This window comes from Flavobacterium alvei (genome assembly GCF_002920895.1).
Taxonomy (GTDB): Bacteria; Bacteroidota; Bacteroidia; order Flavobacteriales; family Flavobacteriaceae; genus Flavobacterium; species Flavobacterium alvei.
Genome location: NZ_PQVG01000002.1, coordinates 215,087 through 229,080 on the forward strand (window position 1 = coordinate 215,087; position 13,994 = coordinate 229,080).

A 13,994-nucleotide genomic window follows, 5' to 3' on the forward strand; every position below is an offset into this window, starting at 1 on the left:
GGGTAAAAAAAGTAAGTTTTTTTTCTCCAACTAACAGTATAATTAACTATATTTGAAGTTATTAAAAAATCAACCTATGAAAAATATAATATTTTTATTTGCAATAGTACTTACATTAACGTGTTGCACAAAAGACGATGCAGACTTGATGTCCGAGGGAATTGAAACCAGAATTTCAGGTAGAATTACAGATTTTAATAATTCGCCAATTTCAAATGTTAAATTAAAAGTGTTGGAATATAAAAGTACGTCAAGCTCTTGGAGTTTATATGGAAATTTTCCTGATTTCATTCAAGATATAACCTCAAGTGAAACAAATGCAAATGGAGAGTATGATTTTACTTTTAAAACCAGCGGAAAAGGCAATATTTATCAAATAGAAATACAGCCATCTCCAATTAGCGAACAAAAGTATTCGAATTGTTGCCATTCCGAGCGTATCACTACAATTGGCAGTCCTTTTATTTTCAATTACAATCAACTAATAAAGTTATACCCTTGCGATGTAACAATAAACTTAAATAATGTTTCTAATTTTCCATTTCAAGTTTATCACGAAACGACTTTTAACCCCAATAACAATTCCAATGATATTGTTTCGAACAACCAAGTTATTAGAAGGATTTACATTGCTAAATATAGCCCACAAAAATTATACATAAATAGAATGAAATCAAACGGAATTAAACAAGTGGCAACTTATACATTTCCAGCATCTAATGTTGAAACACTTACTATTCAAAGCATAACAATTAACGAAACAGATTTTAAAGATATTTAACTAATGACGACTGTTTAATTTAATAAATTTTGAGATAATTTTTTTCACTCCTTCATCATCCGACATTTTACCAAAAGTGTCGGATTTTTTTTTGGATTATTTTAGGCTATAAAACACAAATTTCACTAATTAACACCGAATATAATGGTGAAAATTAGTGAAATTTAAATTTTAAAAAAGTTCTAATTAGAAAACGAATATGGCTCTTTCGCTCATCATTTCGTTTACTTCCTCAGCTACTGCTTCAATAACAGCTTCGTTAGTATGATCCGATAAAACTTTATCAATCATTGCTACAATGGTTTCCATATCTTCTTCGACCAATCCACGAGTGGTGATAGCAGCAGTTCCAACACGAATTCCAGAAGTTACAAATGGTGATTTATCATCAAATGGAACCATATTTTTATTTACAGTGATTTCTGCTTTTACCAAAGCGTTTTCAGCATCTTTTCCTGAAATACCTTTATTTCTCAAATCAATCAACATCATATGATTGTCTGTTCCTCCTGAAATAATATCATAGCCTCTTTTTACAAAAGCATCGGCCATAGCGTTGGCATTCTTTTGCAATTGCAAAGCATATCTAAAGAACTCATCGCTCAAAGCTTCACCAAAAGCTACGGCTTTTGCAGCAATAATGTGCATCAAAGGACCACCTTGATTTCCTGGAAAAACAGCTAAATCCAATAAAGAAGACATCATTCTGATTTCGCCTTTTGGAGTAGTCAAACCCATTGGATTTGGAAAATCTTTACCCATCAAAATCAAACCACCTCTTGGTCCACGCAAAGTTTTGTGTGTAGTGGTAGAAACAATATGACAATGTGGAATTGGGTCATTCATCAAACCTTTGGCAATTAAACCAGCAGGATGAGAAATATCGGCAAATAAAATAGCTCCAACAGAATCAGCAATGACTCTGAAACGCTCAAAATCCATATCACGAGAATAAGCAGAAGCTCCTGCAATAATTAGTTTTGGCTGCTCTTTGGTAGCAATTTCTTGAATTTTATCATAATCCAATCGTCCAGTTTCTTTATCTACACCATAAAATACTGGATTATAAACACGTCCCGAAAAGTTAACAGGTGAACCGTGAGTCAAATGTCCTCCATGAGATAAATCAAATCCTAATATTTTGTCTCCTGGTTTCAAACAAGCATGAAATACCGAAGCATTCGCTTGAGAACCAGAGTGAGGCTGTACATTGGCATATTCGGCACCAAATAATTCTTTAGCTCTATCAATTGCAATTTGTTCGATAACATCAACCACTTCGCAACCTCCATAATATCTTTTGCCAGGATATCCCTCGGCATATTTATTAGTCAAAACAGAACCAGCTGCTTCCATTACTTCGTCACTTACAAAATTCTCAGAAGCGATAAGTTCTAATCCGTGAATTTGTCTTTCTTGTTCCTCTAAAATAAGGCTAAAAATTTGTTTGTCGCGTTGCATTTCTTTGTTTTTAGTTAATTTGGCGCAAAAATACAAAAAAACGTTTGGTAAATAGTAAGATTATGATATATTTGATGAGTAATTCTTAACAATATAATTAACAATCGTATGCCAATATCAGCTAATAATACAAACAGAAAATCTTGGATAGAAGTTCCTGCCGACAGTGATTTCCCTATTCAAAACATTCCATTTGGGGTTTTTATTACAAAAGACGACGTGATTACAATTGGCACTCGAATAGGCGATTGTGCCATAGATATGGGGGCTTTGCAGCAATTAAATTATTTTGAAGGAATCGAATTGACCGATGATATGTTCATGCAAGACACCTTAAATGATTTTATTTCGGACGGAAAAAAAACTTGGAGATTGGTTCGAAATCGCTTGGCTGAATTGTTTGACGAAACCAATCCAAAACTTAGAGATAATAAAGAACATAGAGAAATTGTAATTTTTGATGTAAAGGACATCGAAATGCAATTGCCCGTTTTAATTGGCGATTATACTGATTTTTACACCAGCAAAGAACATGCTATCAATATAGGTAAAATAATTAATAATCCCGAAAAGGCCTTACCACTGAATTGGTTTCACATGCCCGTTGGCTACCACGGAAGAAGTTCCTCCATAATTCCTTCTGGCATCCCAGTTCACAGACCAATGGTTCAATCGCTACCAAATGGCGAAACCACGCCTGTTTTTGGGCCATCAAGAATGGTTGATTTTGAATTAGAAACCGCTTTCATTACTACCGATGCTAATATTATGGGAGAAAACATTCCCATTAACGAAGCCGAAGATTATATTTTTGGCATGGTTTTAATGAACGATTGGAGTGCTCGTGACATTCAAAAATGGGAATCATTATCATTTGGTCCTTTCTTGGCTAAAAATTTCGCTACTTCCATCTCAGCTTGGATAGTAACAATGGATGCCTTAGAACCATTCCGAATAAAAGGTCCTAACCAAGACCCTGCTCCGTTTCCTTATTTACTTTTAAAAGGAAAACACAATTTTGATATCAATTTAGAAGTTTCCATCCAAACGGAAAAAGCAATAAATACCATTGTTTCTAAAACCAATTTCAAATACATCTATTGGTCGATGATACAACAATTAACCCATCACACCTCTAATGGTTGCCGAGTAAATTCAGGTGATTTGATGGGATCAGGAACTATTTCAGGACCAACTCCCGATAGTTTTGGCTCAATGCTAGAATTGACTTGGGGAGGAAAAACCCCAATACTCCTCAACGATGGAACCGAACGAAAATTCATCAGCGATGGTGATACTGTAATCATAAAAGGATTTTGCAAAAACAATGGTGCCCGAATTGGTTTTGGCGAAGTTTCAACTAAATTACTACCTCCTTTCTTGAGAAAATAAAAACTTTTTTACCTTATATATAATCCGACATTTATTTAAAGTGTCGGATTTTTTTTGGCATTATTTTAGCCTACAAAAAACTCAAAATACAGTTCAAAATTATTGTAAATTCGCAAAAAAATTTAAAGATGAAAAAACACTACTTTATATTCGCTTTTCTACTACTAACTGCCTGTGGGGTCAAACAAACTCAAAACTTGTTGAGTTCCGGGAATTATGACGAAGCCATCAACAATTCCATATCGAATTTACGTTCCAACAAAGACAAAAAAGGAAACCAAGATTACGTTTATTTGCTGGAAGAGGCTTTCGCCAAAGCCAAAGAACGCGATTTGAATGCCATCAATCTTTGGGAAAAAGAAAAAAATCCGAACAATTTCGAAAAAATATACAATACTTATATTCAACTGAACAACCGACAAGAAAAAATAAAACCATTGCTACCTTTGAGATTACTAAAAGAAGGCAGAAACGCCATTTTCCCTTTCGATAATTACAATGACGCAATGGTGTCCAGCAAAAACAACTTGTCCGATTATCTGTATGCCAATGCCAAATCCTTGTTGTCCACTTCGGACAAAATGAATTTCCGCAAAGCATTCGACGATTTAAGTTACCTGAACGAAATCAATCCCAACTACAAAAACGTGGTTAGTTTGATGGACGAAGCACATTACAAAGGAACCGATTACGTATTTGTCAATGCCAAAAACGAAACCGACAAAATTATTCCTATCCGTTTGCAAAATGATTTATTGGACTTCAACACCTATGGATTAAACAACAAATGGACCGTATTTCACGGCAACAAAGAAAAAGGAATCAATTATGATTACGGAATGACTATTCGTTTCCAGAACATATTGGTTTCGCCAGAACAAATCAAGGAAAAAGAATTTATCAAGGAAAGACAAATAAAAGACGGTCAAAAAAGACTGTTGGACGCCAATGGAAAAGAAGTAATAGACAATACCGGAAAAGTGGTAATGGTAGACAATATGATAAAGGTGACGGCACGAATATTCGAATCTAGGCAATTCAAGTCCAGCCAGATTCAGGCAAAAGTAGATTATATAGATTTTCGAAGCAATCAATTAATACAATCGTTTCCACTAGTTAGTGAGTTTGTTTTTGAAAATATTTATGCCACTTGCAAAGGCGACAAACGTGCCTCGGACGACAATTATTATTCGTATTTCGACAAAAGGGCCATTGTTTTTCCGTCGAACGAGCAAATGGTTTACGACACGGGCGAAGACTTGAAAATCAAGCTGAAAGAGCTTATCAACCGAAATAGTTTTAGAAATTAACCCACAATACGGAAATGATGCCGTTTGAAGAAGGCTGTTTTTGAAAAATTAACAATTAATTCCAAAATTGTTAAGAAAAAAAACGAACGAGTTAATAAAATAATCGTAAATTTGCGCCAATGAAAAAAACAATTATACATATAATTTCTCTTTCACGGATAAACAACCCAACCGCTTCGCCCGAAGTACGGATGCTGTAATATAAAGCTCCGGCCGTGTTTCGTTGTATTTATCCATTTTTCATTTTTGTCATTTTGAAATTATTAGTATCATCCATCGGATTATTTCATCCTGAAAACATCATTTCTTTCATTTTTTTATCCTGTAGCCTGATTTTAGGGGTGATTTTTTATGGCACTTACGCAACGAAAAACTCGATCAAGAACAGTTTTTCGGAATCAATGAATTTTTTATTTTTTAACCCAAACTTTAATTTTTGAAATGAAAATATCCATAGTTATAGCAACGGAAGAACATTATAAATATGCGCAAGAAATTTGCGACACTATAGAATCTTCGGCTTTATTAAGAGGTACTGGAATTGCAAAAAGAACACCGGAATACATCCACAAAAAGATGAAAGCCGGTGATGCCGTTATTGCCTTGGACAAAAATGGTGTTTTTGCCGGTTTCTGTTACATCGAAAGCTGGCAACACGGCCAGTATGTCGCCCACTCTGGATTGATTGTGCATCCTGATTTCAGGAATCACGGTTTGGCCAAAAAGATAAAAACCTTCGTTTTCAATTATTCCTTGAAAAAATATCCGGGAGCCAAAGTTTTTGGTATCACGACCGGTCTGGCCGTAATGAAAATCAATTCCGATTTGGGGTACAAACCAGTTCCTTTCTCGGAATTGACGAGCGACCCTAGTTTTTGGAAAGGATGTCAAACCTGTACCAATTACGAAATTTTGAAAAGCAAGGACAACAAAATGTGTTTGTGTACAGGAATGCTTTACGACCCGGCCGAAAAACCGAAAGATCCGCCCAAACATCCTTTCAATGTGAGAATTTGGAATCGATTGAAAGAAATTAAAGCAGCCTTGTTCTTGGAAAACAAAGAAAAATAAACAACACACAGTTCAAATAAAATGAAATCGGAGCTTTACAAACTCCACAAAATCGAAATAAAATGTCAAATAAAAAAGTAGTATTAGCATATAGCGGAGGATTAGACACATCTTACTGTCTAAAATATTTAAAAAACGAACAAGGATACGAAGTGCATACTGTATTAATCAATACAGGAGGATTTGACGATGCTGAATTGCAAGCAATCGAAGACAGGGCTTATGAATTGGGAAGCGCTCAACACGCCAACCTTACCATTTTAGATAAATATTACGACAAAGCCATCAAATATTTGATTTATGGAAATGTATTGAAAAACAATACGTACCCTTTATCGGTAAGTGCTGAACGTGTTTTCCAAGCCATTGAAGCCATTAAATACGCTAAATCGGTTGGTGCTACTGCCATCGCTCACGGAAGTACCGGTGCCGGAAATGACCAAATCCGTTTTGATTTGATTTTCCAAACTATCGCTCCCGAAATTGAAATCATCACTCCTATTCGTGACTTGAAATTATCTCGTCAGGAAGAAGTAGATTATTTGGCCAAAAACGGTGTACACTATTCTTGGGAAAAAGCACAATACTCTATCAACAAAGGACTTTGGGGAACAAGCGTTGGAGGAAAAGAAACTTTGACTTCAAGTCAACCATTGCCAAGCGAAGCGTACCCATCACAATTGCAAAAAGAAGGCGAAGAGAAAGTAACTTTAGAATTCCTTAAAGGTGAATTAGTTGCCGTAAACGGTGTGGCTGACAAACCTTCAAACAATATTGTAGTTCTTGAAAAACTGGCCAGTGCTTATGCCATTGGTAGAGATATTCACGTGGGAGATACGATTATCGGAATCAAAGGAAGAGTTGGTTTTGAAGCTGCTGCACCTTTAATCATAATCAAAGCACACCATTTGTTGGAGAAACACACGCTTGGAAAATGGCAACAATACTGGAAAGAACAACTAGGAAACTGGTACGGAATGTTATTTCACGAAGGTCAATTTTTGGATCCTGTAATGCGTAACATCGAAACTTTCCTAGAAGACACTCAAAAAACAGTAAACGGAACCGTGACCGTTTCTTTGAAACCATACCACTTTTCATTGGACGGAATCGAATCTAAAAATGATTTGATGAACACCGGTTTTGGACAATACGGAGAAATGAACAATGCCTGGACATCAGACGATGCCAAAGGATTTATCAAAATTTTGGGTAATGCCCAAAACATATTTTCATCGGTAAACAATGAAACTTACGAGTAAATAAATTGACAATTTTAGATTTCAGATTTGGTAGGAATACCTTACTTCTAAAATCTAAAATCTAAAATCTAAAATAATTATGATTTCAATAGGTATAATTGGCGGTTCAGGTTACACGGCTGGGGAATTAATCAGAATATTGATGTTTCACCCCAATGCCAAATTGGATTTTGTTTACAGCACGACCAATGCAGGAAAACCTCTTTCGATTGCGCACCACGATTTGCTGGGTGATATCGAAATGAATTTTACCGACACCGTTAATCCAAATGTGGATGTTGTTTTCTTGTGTTTAGGACACGGAAAATCAATATCCTTTTTGGAGAGCAATCAATTTTCAGCCCAAACCAAAATCATCGATTTAGGAAATGATTTCAGGTTGATAAAAGACAAAGATTTCAACGGAAAATCTTTTGTTTACGGCTTGCCGGAATTGAATAAAACCGACATTAAAAAAGCACAATATATCGCCAATCCGGGTTGTTTTGCAACAGCCATTCAATTGGCATTATTACCATTGGCTTCCCACGGATTGTTGAATGACGATGTGCATATCAATGCCACAACAGGAAGTACCGGAGCTGGAGTTGGTTTGGCAGCTACATCGCATTTTAGCTGGAGAAACAACAATATGTCACATTACAAAGCTTTCAATCACCAACATTTGGGAGAAATCAACCAAAGCGTGAATCAGTTGCAAGAGGATTATAGCGATGAATTGATTTTTGTTCCCAACAGAGGCGATTTTACCAGAGGAATTTTTGCCACTTTATATACTAAGACAGAAGAAAGTTTAGAAGATTTGGTTGCCAAATACGAAGCTTTTTATGCTGACCAACCCTTCGTAACCGTTACTACTACCGACATAAATATGAAACAAGTGGTGCAAACGAACAAATGTATCATCAGTTTAATGAAAAAAGGAAACCGGATTTTGATTACTTCGGTAATCGATAATTTAGTAAAAGGTGCTTCAGGACAAGCGATCCAAAATATGAATTTGATGTTTGGACTTGAAGAAACTACAGGGTTGCACCTGAAACCAAGCGGATTCTAAAAAAGTTTAATCGGTGAATCGTTTAATCGATTAACCGAATAAGCAAATAACCAATTAAACAAAAAAACAAAATGAACTTATTTGACGTTTACCCATTATACCCTATTACGCCTGTAAAAGCATTAGACTGCACCATTACAGACGATAAAGGAATCGAATATTTAGACTTATACTCTGGTCACGGAGTAATTTCTATCGGTCACACCCAACCGGATTATGTGGCCAAAGTAAAAGCACAATTGGATAATTTGAGTTTCTACTCGAATGCCATCCAAAATCCATTGCAGGTAGAATTGGCTGAAAAACTAGGAAAAGCTTCTGGCTTAACTGATTTCAGTCTGTTTTTATGCAGTTCTGGAGCTGAAGCCAATGAAAATGCTTTGAAACTGGCTTCTTTCCACAACGGAAAATCAAGAGTAATTGCTTTTGACAACTCTTTCCACGGAAGAACTTCGGCTGCTGTTGCAGTTACCGATAACAAAAAAATTGTTGCTCCATTAAACGCGCAACAAGTCGTTACTTTCCTGCCTTTGAACGAAATTGAATTGGTGGAAGCAGAATTGAAAAAAGGAGATGTTTGCGCCGTAATCATCGAGCCTATTCAGGGAGTTGGTGGTTTAGACCAAGGAACAACCGAATTCTTTCAAGCTTTGGAAAAAGTCTGTAAAGCCAATGATGTCGTTTTAATCTTAGACGAAGTACAATCGGGTTACGGAAGAAGCGGAAAATTCTTTGCTTTCCAACACCACGGAATCAATCCTGATATCGTAACCACTGCCAAAGGAATGGGGAACGGTTTCCCGATTGGCGGGGTTTTGATTTCACCAAAATTCAAAGCAAGTTACGGATTATTAGGAACTACTTTTGGTGGAAGCCATTTGGCTTGTGCTGCCGGTATTGCCGTTTTGGATGTGATGGAAAAACAAAACTTAATCGAAAACACGAACAAAGTATCCGAATACTTTTTTGAAGCCATCAAAGCCATTCCTGAAATCACAAAAGTGAAAGGAAAAGGATTGATGCTGGGCGTTGAATTTGATTTTGACGTGAGTGCTTTGAGAAAGAAAATGATCATTGAAAAACATATATTTACAGGTGGAGCCAACAATAAAAATCTATTGAGAATTCTTCCTCCGTTGACCATTACCACTGATGCTATTGATACTTTTATTGTAGCATTACAAGAATCGCTGGCTGAATTAAAATCATAAAAATCAATAAATATTTGTCAAAGTTTTGAACTTTGACAAAGATTATAATTTTATAAAAATGAACACATTATTATCCATAGAAAAAAGAAATGCTGTTTTAAGCCGAATGGCTGAACTTTTGGAACAAGAAAGAGCCAATCTTAAAAGTATTAATCAGCAGGATATGAGCAATTATTCCGGTGATGATTTGGCTATGGAAAAACGCTTGTTGGTGGATGATGCCAAAGTTGATGCAATGATTTTGTCGATGCAACAATTGGCAAGCCAGGAAGATCCCGTTGGAGTGGAAAGATTCCATTTTGTACACGACAACGGTCTTAAAATCACCAACAAAACAGCGGCTTTTGGGACAATAATGATCATTTATGAATCCAGACCTGACGTAACGGTTGAAGCGGGTGGAATCGCATTCAAATCTGGAAACAAAATCTTGCTAAAAGGCGGAAAAGAATCCTTGTTATCGAATTTGAAAATCGTTTCGCTATGGCACCAAGCCTTGGAAGAAAACAATATTTCCAAAGATTGGGTGGAATATCTGAATTATGACCGTATTCAAACCCAGGCTTTCCTGGAAAATCCGACACAAAGAGTGGACTTGATTGTTCCTCGTGGTGGCGAACAATTGATTGCTTTCACCAAAAAACACGCTACTTGCCCGGTTATTGTAAGCGGTCGCGGCAATAACTTTGTTTACATCAACAAAGAAGCCGATTTGCAAAAAGCAATGGACATCATCATCAACGGAAAAACAACCAACATCGGCGTTTGCAATGCTTTGGACAAGGTTTTGATTGATTCCAAACTGCCTAATTGGGAAGATTTTGCCGCTAAATTAGTAGCTGAATTGCAAAAATACAAAGTTGAAATATTAGGAGACGAACGTTTTTCAAAAGCAACAAATCTTCCTCAAATCGAATCGGATTTGATTTGGTACGAAGAGTTTTTGAATTATAAAATTGTTGTTGGAATTGTGGATTCCAACGAAGAAGCTGTTGCCAAAATCAATAAATATTGTGGCGGACATTCGGCTTCGATAATCACGACCAATGATGCCGTTGCCCAAGAATTTATGGAGCAGGTAGATTGTGCAGCTGTTTATCAAAATGCATCGACTCGATTTACCGATGGCGGGCAATTTGGTTTGGGAGGCGAATTGGCGATAAGCACGGACAAATTGCACCAACGCGGACCAATTGGTTTGCAACACCTTGTTACAAATAAGTGGTATATTTACGGCGAAGGACAAATCAGATAAATCAATTACGAGTTAAAAATTACGAATTACGGGCAATAAAAATCTCTAAATTCGTAATTTTTAATTTGTAATTCGTAATTGAATAAATAATGGCAAAAAAAAGAATATTATTAAAGCTCGGTAGCAACACGCTCACCAAAGAAACCAATCACATTTCGAGAGGAAAGATTGAGGATATTGGAATGCAGATTGCCGCTCTTAAAGACGAATACGAGTTTATAATCGTGAGTTCCGGTGCCATTGCGGCTGCCAAACAATTTGTGAAACTCGACAATCACGACAAAGACGTTTTTGTCAAACAAGCCTTGGCTTCTATTGGACAGCCTCATTTGATGCGGATTTACCACGAAAACTTCAGTGATTTGGGTTTGCACACTTCCCAATGTTTGCTTTCCTATTCTGATTTTGAAAAAAAACAAACCAAGGTGAACATCGTCAACACGATAAACGTCTTGGTCAAAAACAGTTATATTCCAATTATCAATGAAAATGACACCGTTGCCACGGACGAAATCAAGTTTGGCGACAATGATAAATTGGCCGCATTGACAGCCGTTTTGTTGAATGTTGACATCCTGATTATTGCCACCAACACCAACGGAATATACACTAAAGCATCCATCAATAATGAGTTTCCTGAAACCATTGAATTAGTGAATGATTTAAGCGTATTGGAAAAAGAAATTGGCGATTCCAAATCTTCCCACGGAACAGGCGGAATGCAATCCAAAATAGATTCGGCGGCAATTGCCAAAGCAGCGAATATCGAAACCTGGATTATCAACGGTTTGGAAGATAATTTTATTTTGAAAGGGTTGAATAATGAAATTGCGTTTACCAAAATTGTATAGATTGGGACACGGATGATGCGGATTCGCTATCGCGAAAACGCAGATAAAACGGATTTTTAAAATGGAATTATTACACGAAGAATTAACAAACGTAATTATTAAAACTTTTTATGAAGTTTATAATGAGTTGGGTTATGGCTTTTTGGAAAAAGTGTATCAAAATTCTTTATATCTGGAATTAAAAAATAAAGGGCTTAAAGTTGAAGCTCAAAAGAGGATTGCAGTTTTTTATAAAGGAACTGAAGTTGGAGAATATTACGCTGATTTAATGGTAGAAGATACAATTATACTCGAATTAAAAGCAGCTGATTATATTGTAAAAGATTTTGAAAATCAAATTCTAAACTATTTAAGGGCTACAGACTGTGAAGTTGGTTTGCTTTTAAACTTTGGAAAAAAACCTGAATTTAAAAGAAAAATATTTGAAAATGACAGAAAATAAAATCCGATCTTATCCATATTTTTGCTTAAGCTAATCTCTATAATCAAATTAAACAATAAATAAAATACAAAAATCCGTTCTTATCCGTGTCTTCGCGATAGCGAATCCGTTTAATCAGCGTACAAATTATTTACAATTATGAACTTTATATCCATACAAAACATAGATTCACTCGATAAATGGGTGAAACAAGCGTTAAAAATCAAAAAGAATCCGCTTAAAAACAAAAAACTGGGCAAGAACAAAACATTGGTAATGTTGTTTTTTAATTCTAGTTTGAGAACGCGTTTGAGTACCCAAAAAGCGGCCTTGAATTTGGGAATGAACGTAATGGTGATGAACTTTGGCAGCGAAGGTTGGACATTGGAATATGAAGATGGGGCTATTATGGATCAAGGCGCTTCCGAGCATATCAAGGAAGCGGCTGCAGTGGTTTCGCAATACGCAGACATCATCGCTATCAGGGCTTTTGCAGGATTGGTGGACAAAGAAAAAGACAATGCCGAAACCGTGATTTCAGGATTTTTGAAACACGCCACCGTGCCTATCGTAAATATGGAAAGTGCCACGGGGCATCCAATGCAATCCCTTGCCGATGCTATCACGATGGCGGAACACAAAACACCACACAGAGCAAAAGTGGTCTTGACTTGGGCGCCACATCCAAGAGCTTTGCCGCAAGCAGTTCCCAATTCCTTTGTGGAAATGATGCAAAAACAGGAAAATATGGATTTCGTGATTACGCATCCAGAAGGTTACGAACTGAATCCAGAAATCACGAAAGATTCCATAATCGAATACGACCAGAATAAAGCTTTCGAAAATGCCGATTTTATCTATGCCAAAAACTGGAGCAATTATAACGAATACGGAAAAATCACGAACACCGACCCCAATTGGACGGTTACTGCCGAAAAAATGGCTTTGACCAATAATGCCAAATTTATGCACTGTTTGCCTGTTCGTAGAAACGTAATTGTTGCTGATGAAGTGATTGACAGCGAAAATTCAGTGGTTATCGAACAAGCGAACAATAGAACCTATTCAGCCCAATTAGTATTGCAAAAAATATTGGAAAATGTCAAATAAACCATCTTTATCCATTATAAAAATTGGTGGCAACATCATCGATAATCCAACGGAATTGTCCCAATTCTTGGCTGATTTCTCCAAGATTGAAGGCAACAAAATTCTCGTTCACGGAGGCGGAAAATCGGCTACCAAAATGGCGCAAAGTATTGGTTTAAGTCCCGTTATGATTGATGGGCGAAGAATTACGGACAAACCAATGCTGGATGTAGTCGTGATGATTTATGCCGGAGAAATCAATAAAAATATTGTGGCCCAATTGCAAGCCAACAACACCAATGCAATGGGTTTTTCAGGTGCTGACGGCAACTTGATTCAATCCACCAAAAGAAACCATCCAACCATCGATTACGGTTTTGTGGGCGATGTCCAAAAAGTGAATACTCCATTATTGGAAACCTTGATCAACAGTGGAATTGTTCCAGTTTTTTGTGCCATCACGCACGACAAAAGCGGACAATTATTGAATACCAATGCAGATACAATCGCCAGTGAATTGGCTATTGCCGCTTCGGAAGTTTTTGAAGTAACCTTGAGTTATTGCTTCGAAAAAGCAGGAGTGCTGACAGATGTGGAAGACGAGAATTCGGTAATCCAACAAATCAATTCGGCTCTTTATGCTAAATTAAAAGGAGAGGGAGCGATTCACTCAGGAATGATTCCTAAATTGGACAACTGTTTCAATAGTTTGTCCAAAGGAGTCCAAAAAATAAAAATTGGACATCACAAAATGTTGAAAGACGATAAGGCTATTTGTACGAGTATAGAATTATAACTAATTTGTCACAAAGACTCTAAAACACAAAGAAATA

Annotated in this window: 13 protein-coding genes; 12 read left to right on the forward strand and 1 reads right to left on the reverse strand. The window is 36.5% G+C overall.

The window, feature by feature from the left end:
• The first annotated feature begins 76 nt into the window (after nt 1-76).
• Entirely contained in the window at nt 77-781 is a 705-nt protein-coding gene (locus tag C3L50_RS03980) for a hypothetical protein (RefSeq protein ID WP_133158845.1), read from the forward strand.
• A 186-nt stretch (nt 782-967) separates the two neighbouring features.
• Here the strand turns inward: C3L50_RS03980 and glyA are convergent, their stop codons facing one another.
• A complete protein-coding gene (gene glyA / locus C3L50_RS03985; protein ID WP_103804852.1) occupies nt 968-2,242 on the reverse strand; it encodes a serine hydroxymethyltransferase in 1,275 nt (424 codons plus the stop codon).
• A gap of 108 nt (nt 2,243-2,350) precedes the next feature.
• On the opposite strand from glyA, the gene fahA reads away from it, so the two are divergent.
• The 11 genes from fahA to argB all read left to right on the forward strand — a co-directional run bounded on the left by fahA (nt 2,351) and on the right by argB (nt 13,957).
• A complete protein-coding gene (gene fahA, locus C3L50_RS03990) occupies nt 2,351-3,634 on the forward strand; it encodes a fumarylacetoacetase (protein WP_103804853.1) in 1,284 nt (427 codons plus the stop codon).
• Nucleotides 3,635-3,762: 128 nt separating this feature from the next.
• Nucleotides 3,763-4,944, forward strand: a complete 1,182-nt coding sequence (locus tag C3L50_RS03995) for a hypothetical protein (protein ID WP_103804854.1) — start codon at nt 3,763-3,765, stop codon at nt 4,942-4,944.
• Between the two features lie 441 nt (nt 4,945-5,385).
• Nucleotides 5,386-6,015, forward strand: a complete 630-nt coding sequence (locus C3L50_RS04000; RefSeq protein WP_103804855.1) for a GNAT family N-acetyltransferase — start codon at nt 5,386-5,388, stop codon at nt 6,013-6,015.
• A gap of 62 nt (nt 6,016-6,077) precedes the next feature.
• Nucleotides 6,078-7,277, forward strand: a complete 1,200-nt coding sequence (locus C3L50_RS04005; protein WP_103804856.1) for an argininosuccinate synthase — start codon at nt 6,078-6,080, stop codon at nt 7,275-7,277.
• 79 nt (nt 7,278-7,356) lie between these two features.
• Complete coding sequence (argC, locus tag C3L50_RS04010; protein ID WP_103804857.1) at nt 7,357-8,334, forward strand: N-acetyl-gamma-glutamyl-phosphate reductase; 978 nt, start codon at nt 7,357-7,359, stop codon at nt 8,332-8,334.
• 71 nt (nt 8,335-8,405) lie between these two features.
• A complete protein-coding gene (locus C3L50_RS04015; protein WP_103804858.1) occupies nt 8,406-9,545 on the forward strand; it encodes an aspartate aminotransferase family protein in 1,140 nt (379 codons plus the stop codon).
• 58 nt (nt 9,546-9,603) lie between these two features.
• Complete coding sequence (locus tag C3L50_RS04020) at nt 9,604-10,800, forward strand: glutamate-5-semialdehyde dehydrogenase (protein ID WP_103804859.1); 1,197 nt, start codon at nt 9,604-9,606, stop codon at nt 10,798-10,800.
• A gap of 89 nt (nt 10,801-10,889) precedes the next feature.
• Entirely contained in the window at nt 10,890-11,651 is a 762-nt protein-coding gene (gene proB, locus C3L50_RS04025; protein ID WP_103804860.1) for a glutamate 5-kinase, read from the forward strand.
• Nucleotides 11,652-11,712: 61 nt separating this feature from the next.
• Nucleotides 11,713-12,093: a GxxExxY protein gene (locus C3L50_RS04030; protein WP_103804861.1), complete on the forward strand. Its 381-nt coding sequence runs from the start codon at nt 11,713-11,715 to the stop codon at nt 12,091-12,093.
• A gap of 138 nt (nt 12,094-12,231) precedes the next feature.
• A complete protein-coding gene (locus C3L50_RS04035; protein WP_103804862.1) occupies nt 12,232-13,182 on the forward strand; it encodes an N-acetylornithine carbamoyltransferase in 951 nt (316 codons plus the stop codon).
• A complete protein-coding gene (argB, locus tag C3L50_RS04040; RefSeq protein ID WP_103804863.1) occupies nt 13,172-13,957 on the forward strand; it encodes an acetylglutamate kinase in 786 nt (261 codons plus the stop codon). Before C3L50_RS04035 ends, argB begins: the two co-directional genes overlap by 11 nt.
• Nucleotides 13,958-13,994 lie beyond the last annotated feature (37 nt).

Excerpts from the sequence above, each read along its gene's own strand:
- proB (WP_103804860.1), top strand. The coding sequence starts at position 10,890 with ATGGCAAAAAAAAGAATATTATTAAAGCTCGGTAGCAACACGCTCACC.
- C3L50_RS04015 (WP_103804858.1), top strand. The coding sequence starts at position 8,406 with ATGAACTTATTTGACGTTTACCCATTATACCCTATTACGCCTGTAAAA.
- argC (WP_103804857.1), top strand. The coding sequence starts at position 7,357 with ATGATTTCAATAGGTATAATTGGCGGTTCAGGTTACACGGCTGGGGAA.
- C3L50_RS03980 (WP_133158845.1), top strand. The coding sequence starts at position 77 with ATGAAAAATATAATATTTTTATTTGCAATAGTACTTACATTAACGTGT.
- argB (WP_103804863.1), top strand. The coding sequence starts at position 13,172 with ATGTCAAATAAACCATCTTTATCCATTATAAAAATTGGTGGCAACATC.
- C3L50_RS04035 (WP_103804862.1), top strand. The coding sequence starts at position 12,232 with ATGAACTTTATATCCATACAAAACATAGATTCACTCGATAAATGGGTG.
- C3L50_RS04005 (WP_103804856.1), top strand. The coding sequence starts at position 6,078 with ATGTCAAATAAAAAAGTAGTATTAGCATATAGCGGAGGATTAGACACA.
- C3L50_RS04020 (WP_103804859.1), top strand. The coding sequence starts at position 9,604 with ATGAACACATTATTATCCATAGAAAAAAGAAATGCTGTTTTAAGCCGA.
- C3L50_RS03995 (WP_103804854.1), top strand. The coding sequence starts at position 3,763 with ATGAAAAAACACTACTTTATATTCGCTTTTCTACTACTAACTGCCTGT.
- glyA (WP_103804852.1), bottom strand. The coding sequence starts at position 2,242 with ATGCAACGCGACAAACAAATTTTTAGCCTTATTTTAGAGGAACAAGAA.
- C3L50_RS04000 (WP_103804855.1), top strand. The coding sequence starts at position 5,386 with ATGAAAATATCCATAGTTATAGCAACGGAAGAACATTATAAATATGCG.
- C3L50_RS04030 (WP_103804861.1), top strand. The coding sequence starts at position 11,713 with ATGGAATTATTACACGAAGAATTAACAAACGTAATTATTAAAACTTTT.
- fahA (WP_103804853.1), top strand. The coding sequence starts at position 2,351 with ATGCCAATATCAGCTAATAATACAAACAGAAAATCTTGGATAGAAGTT.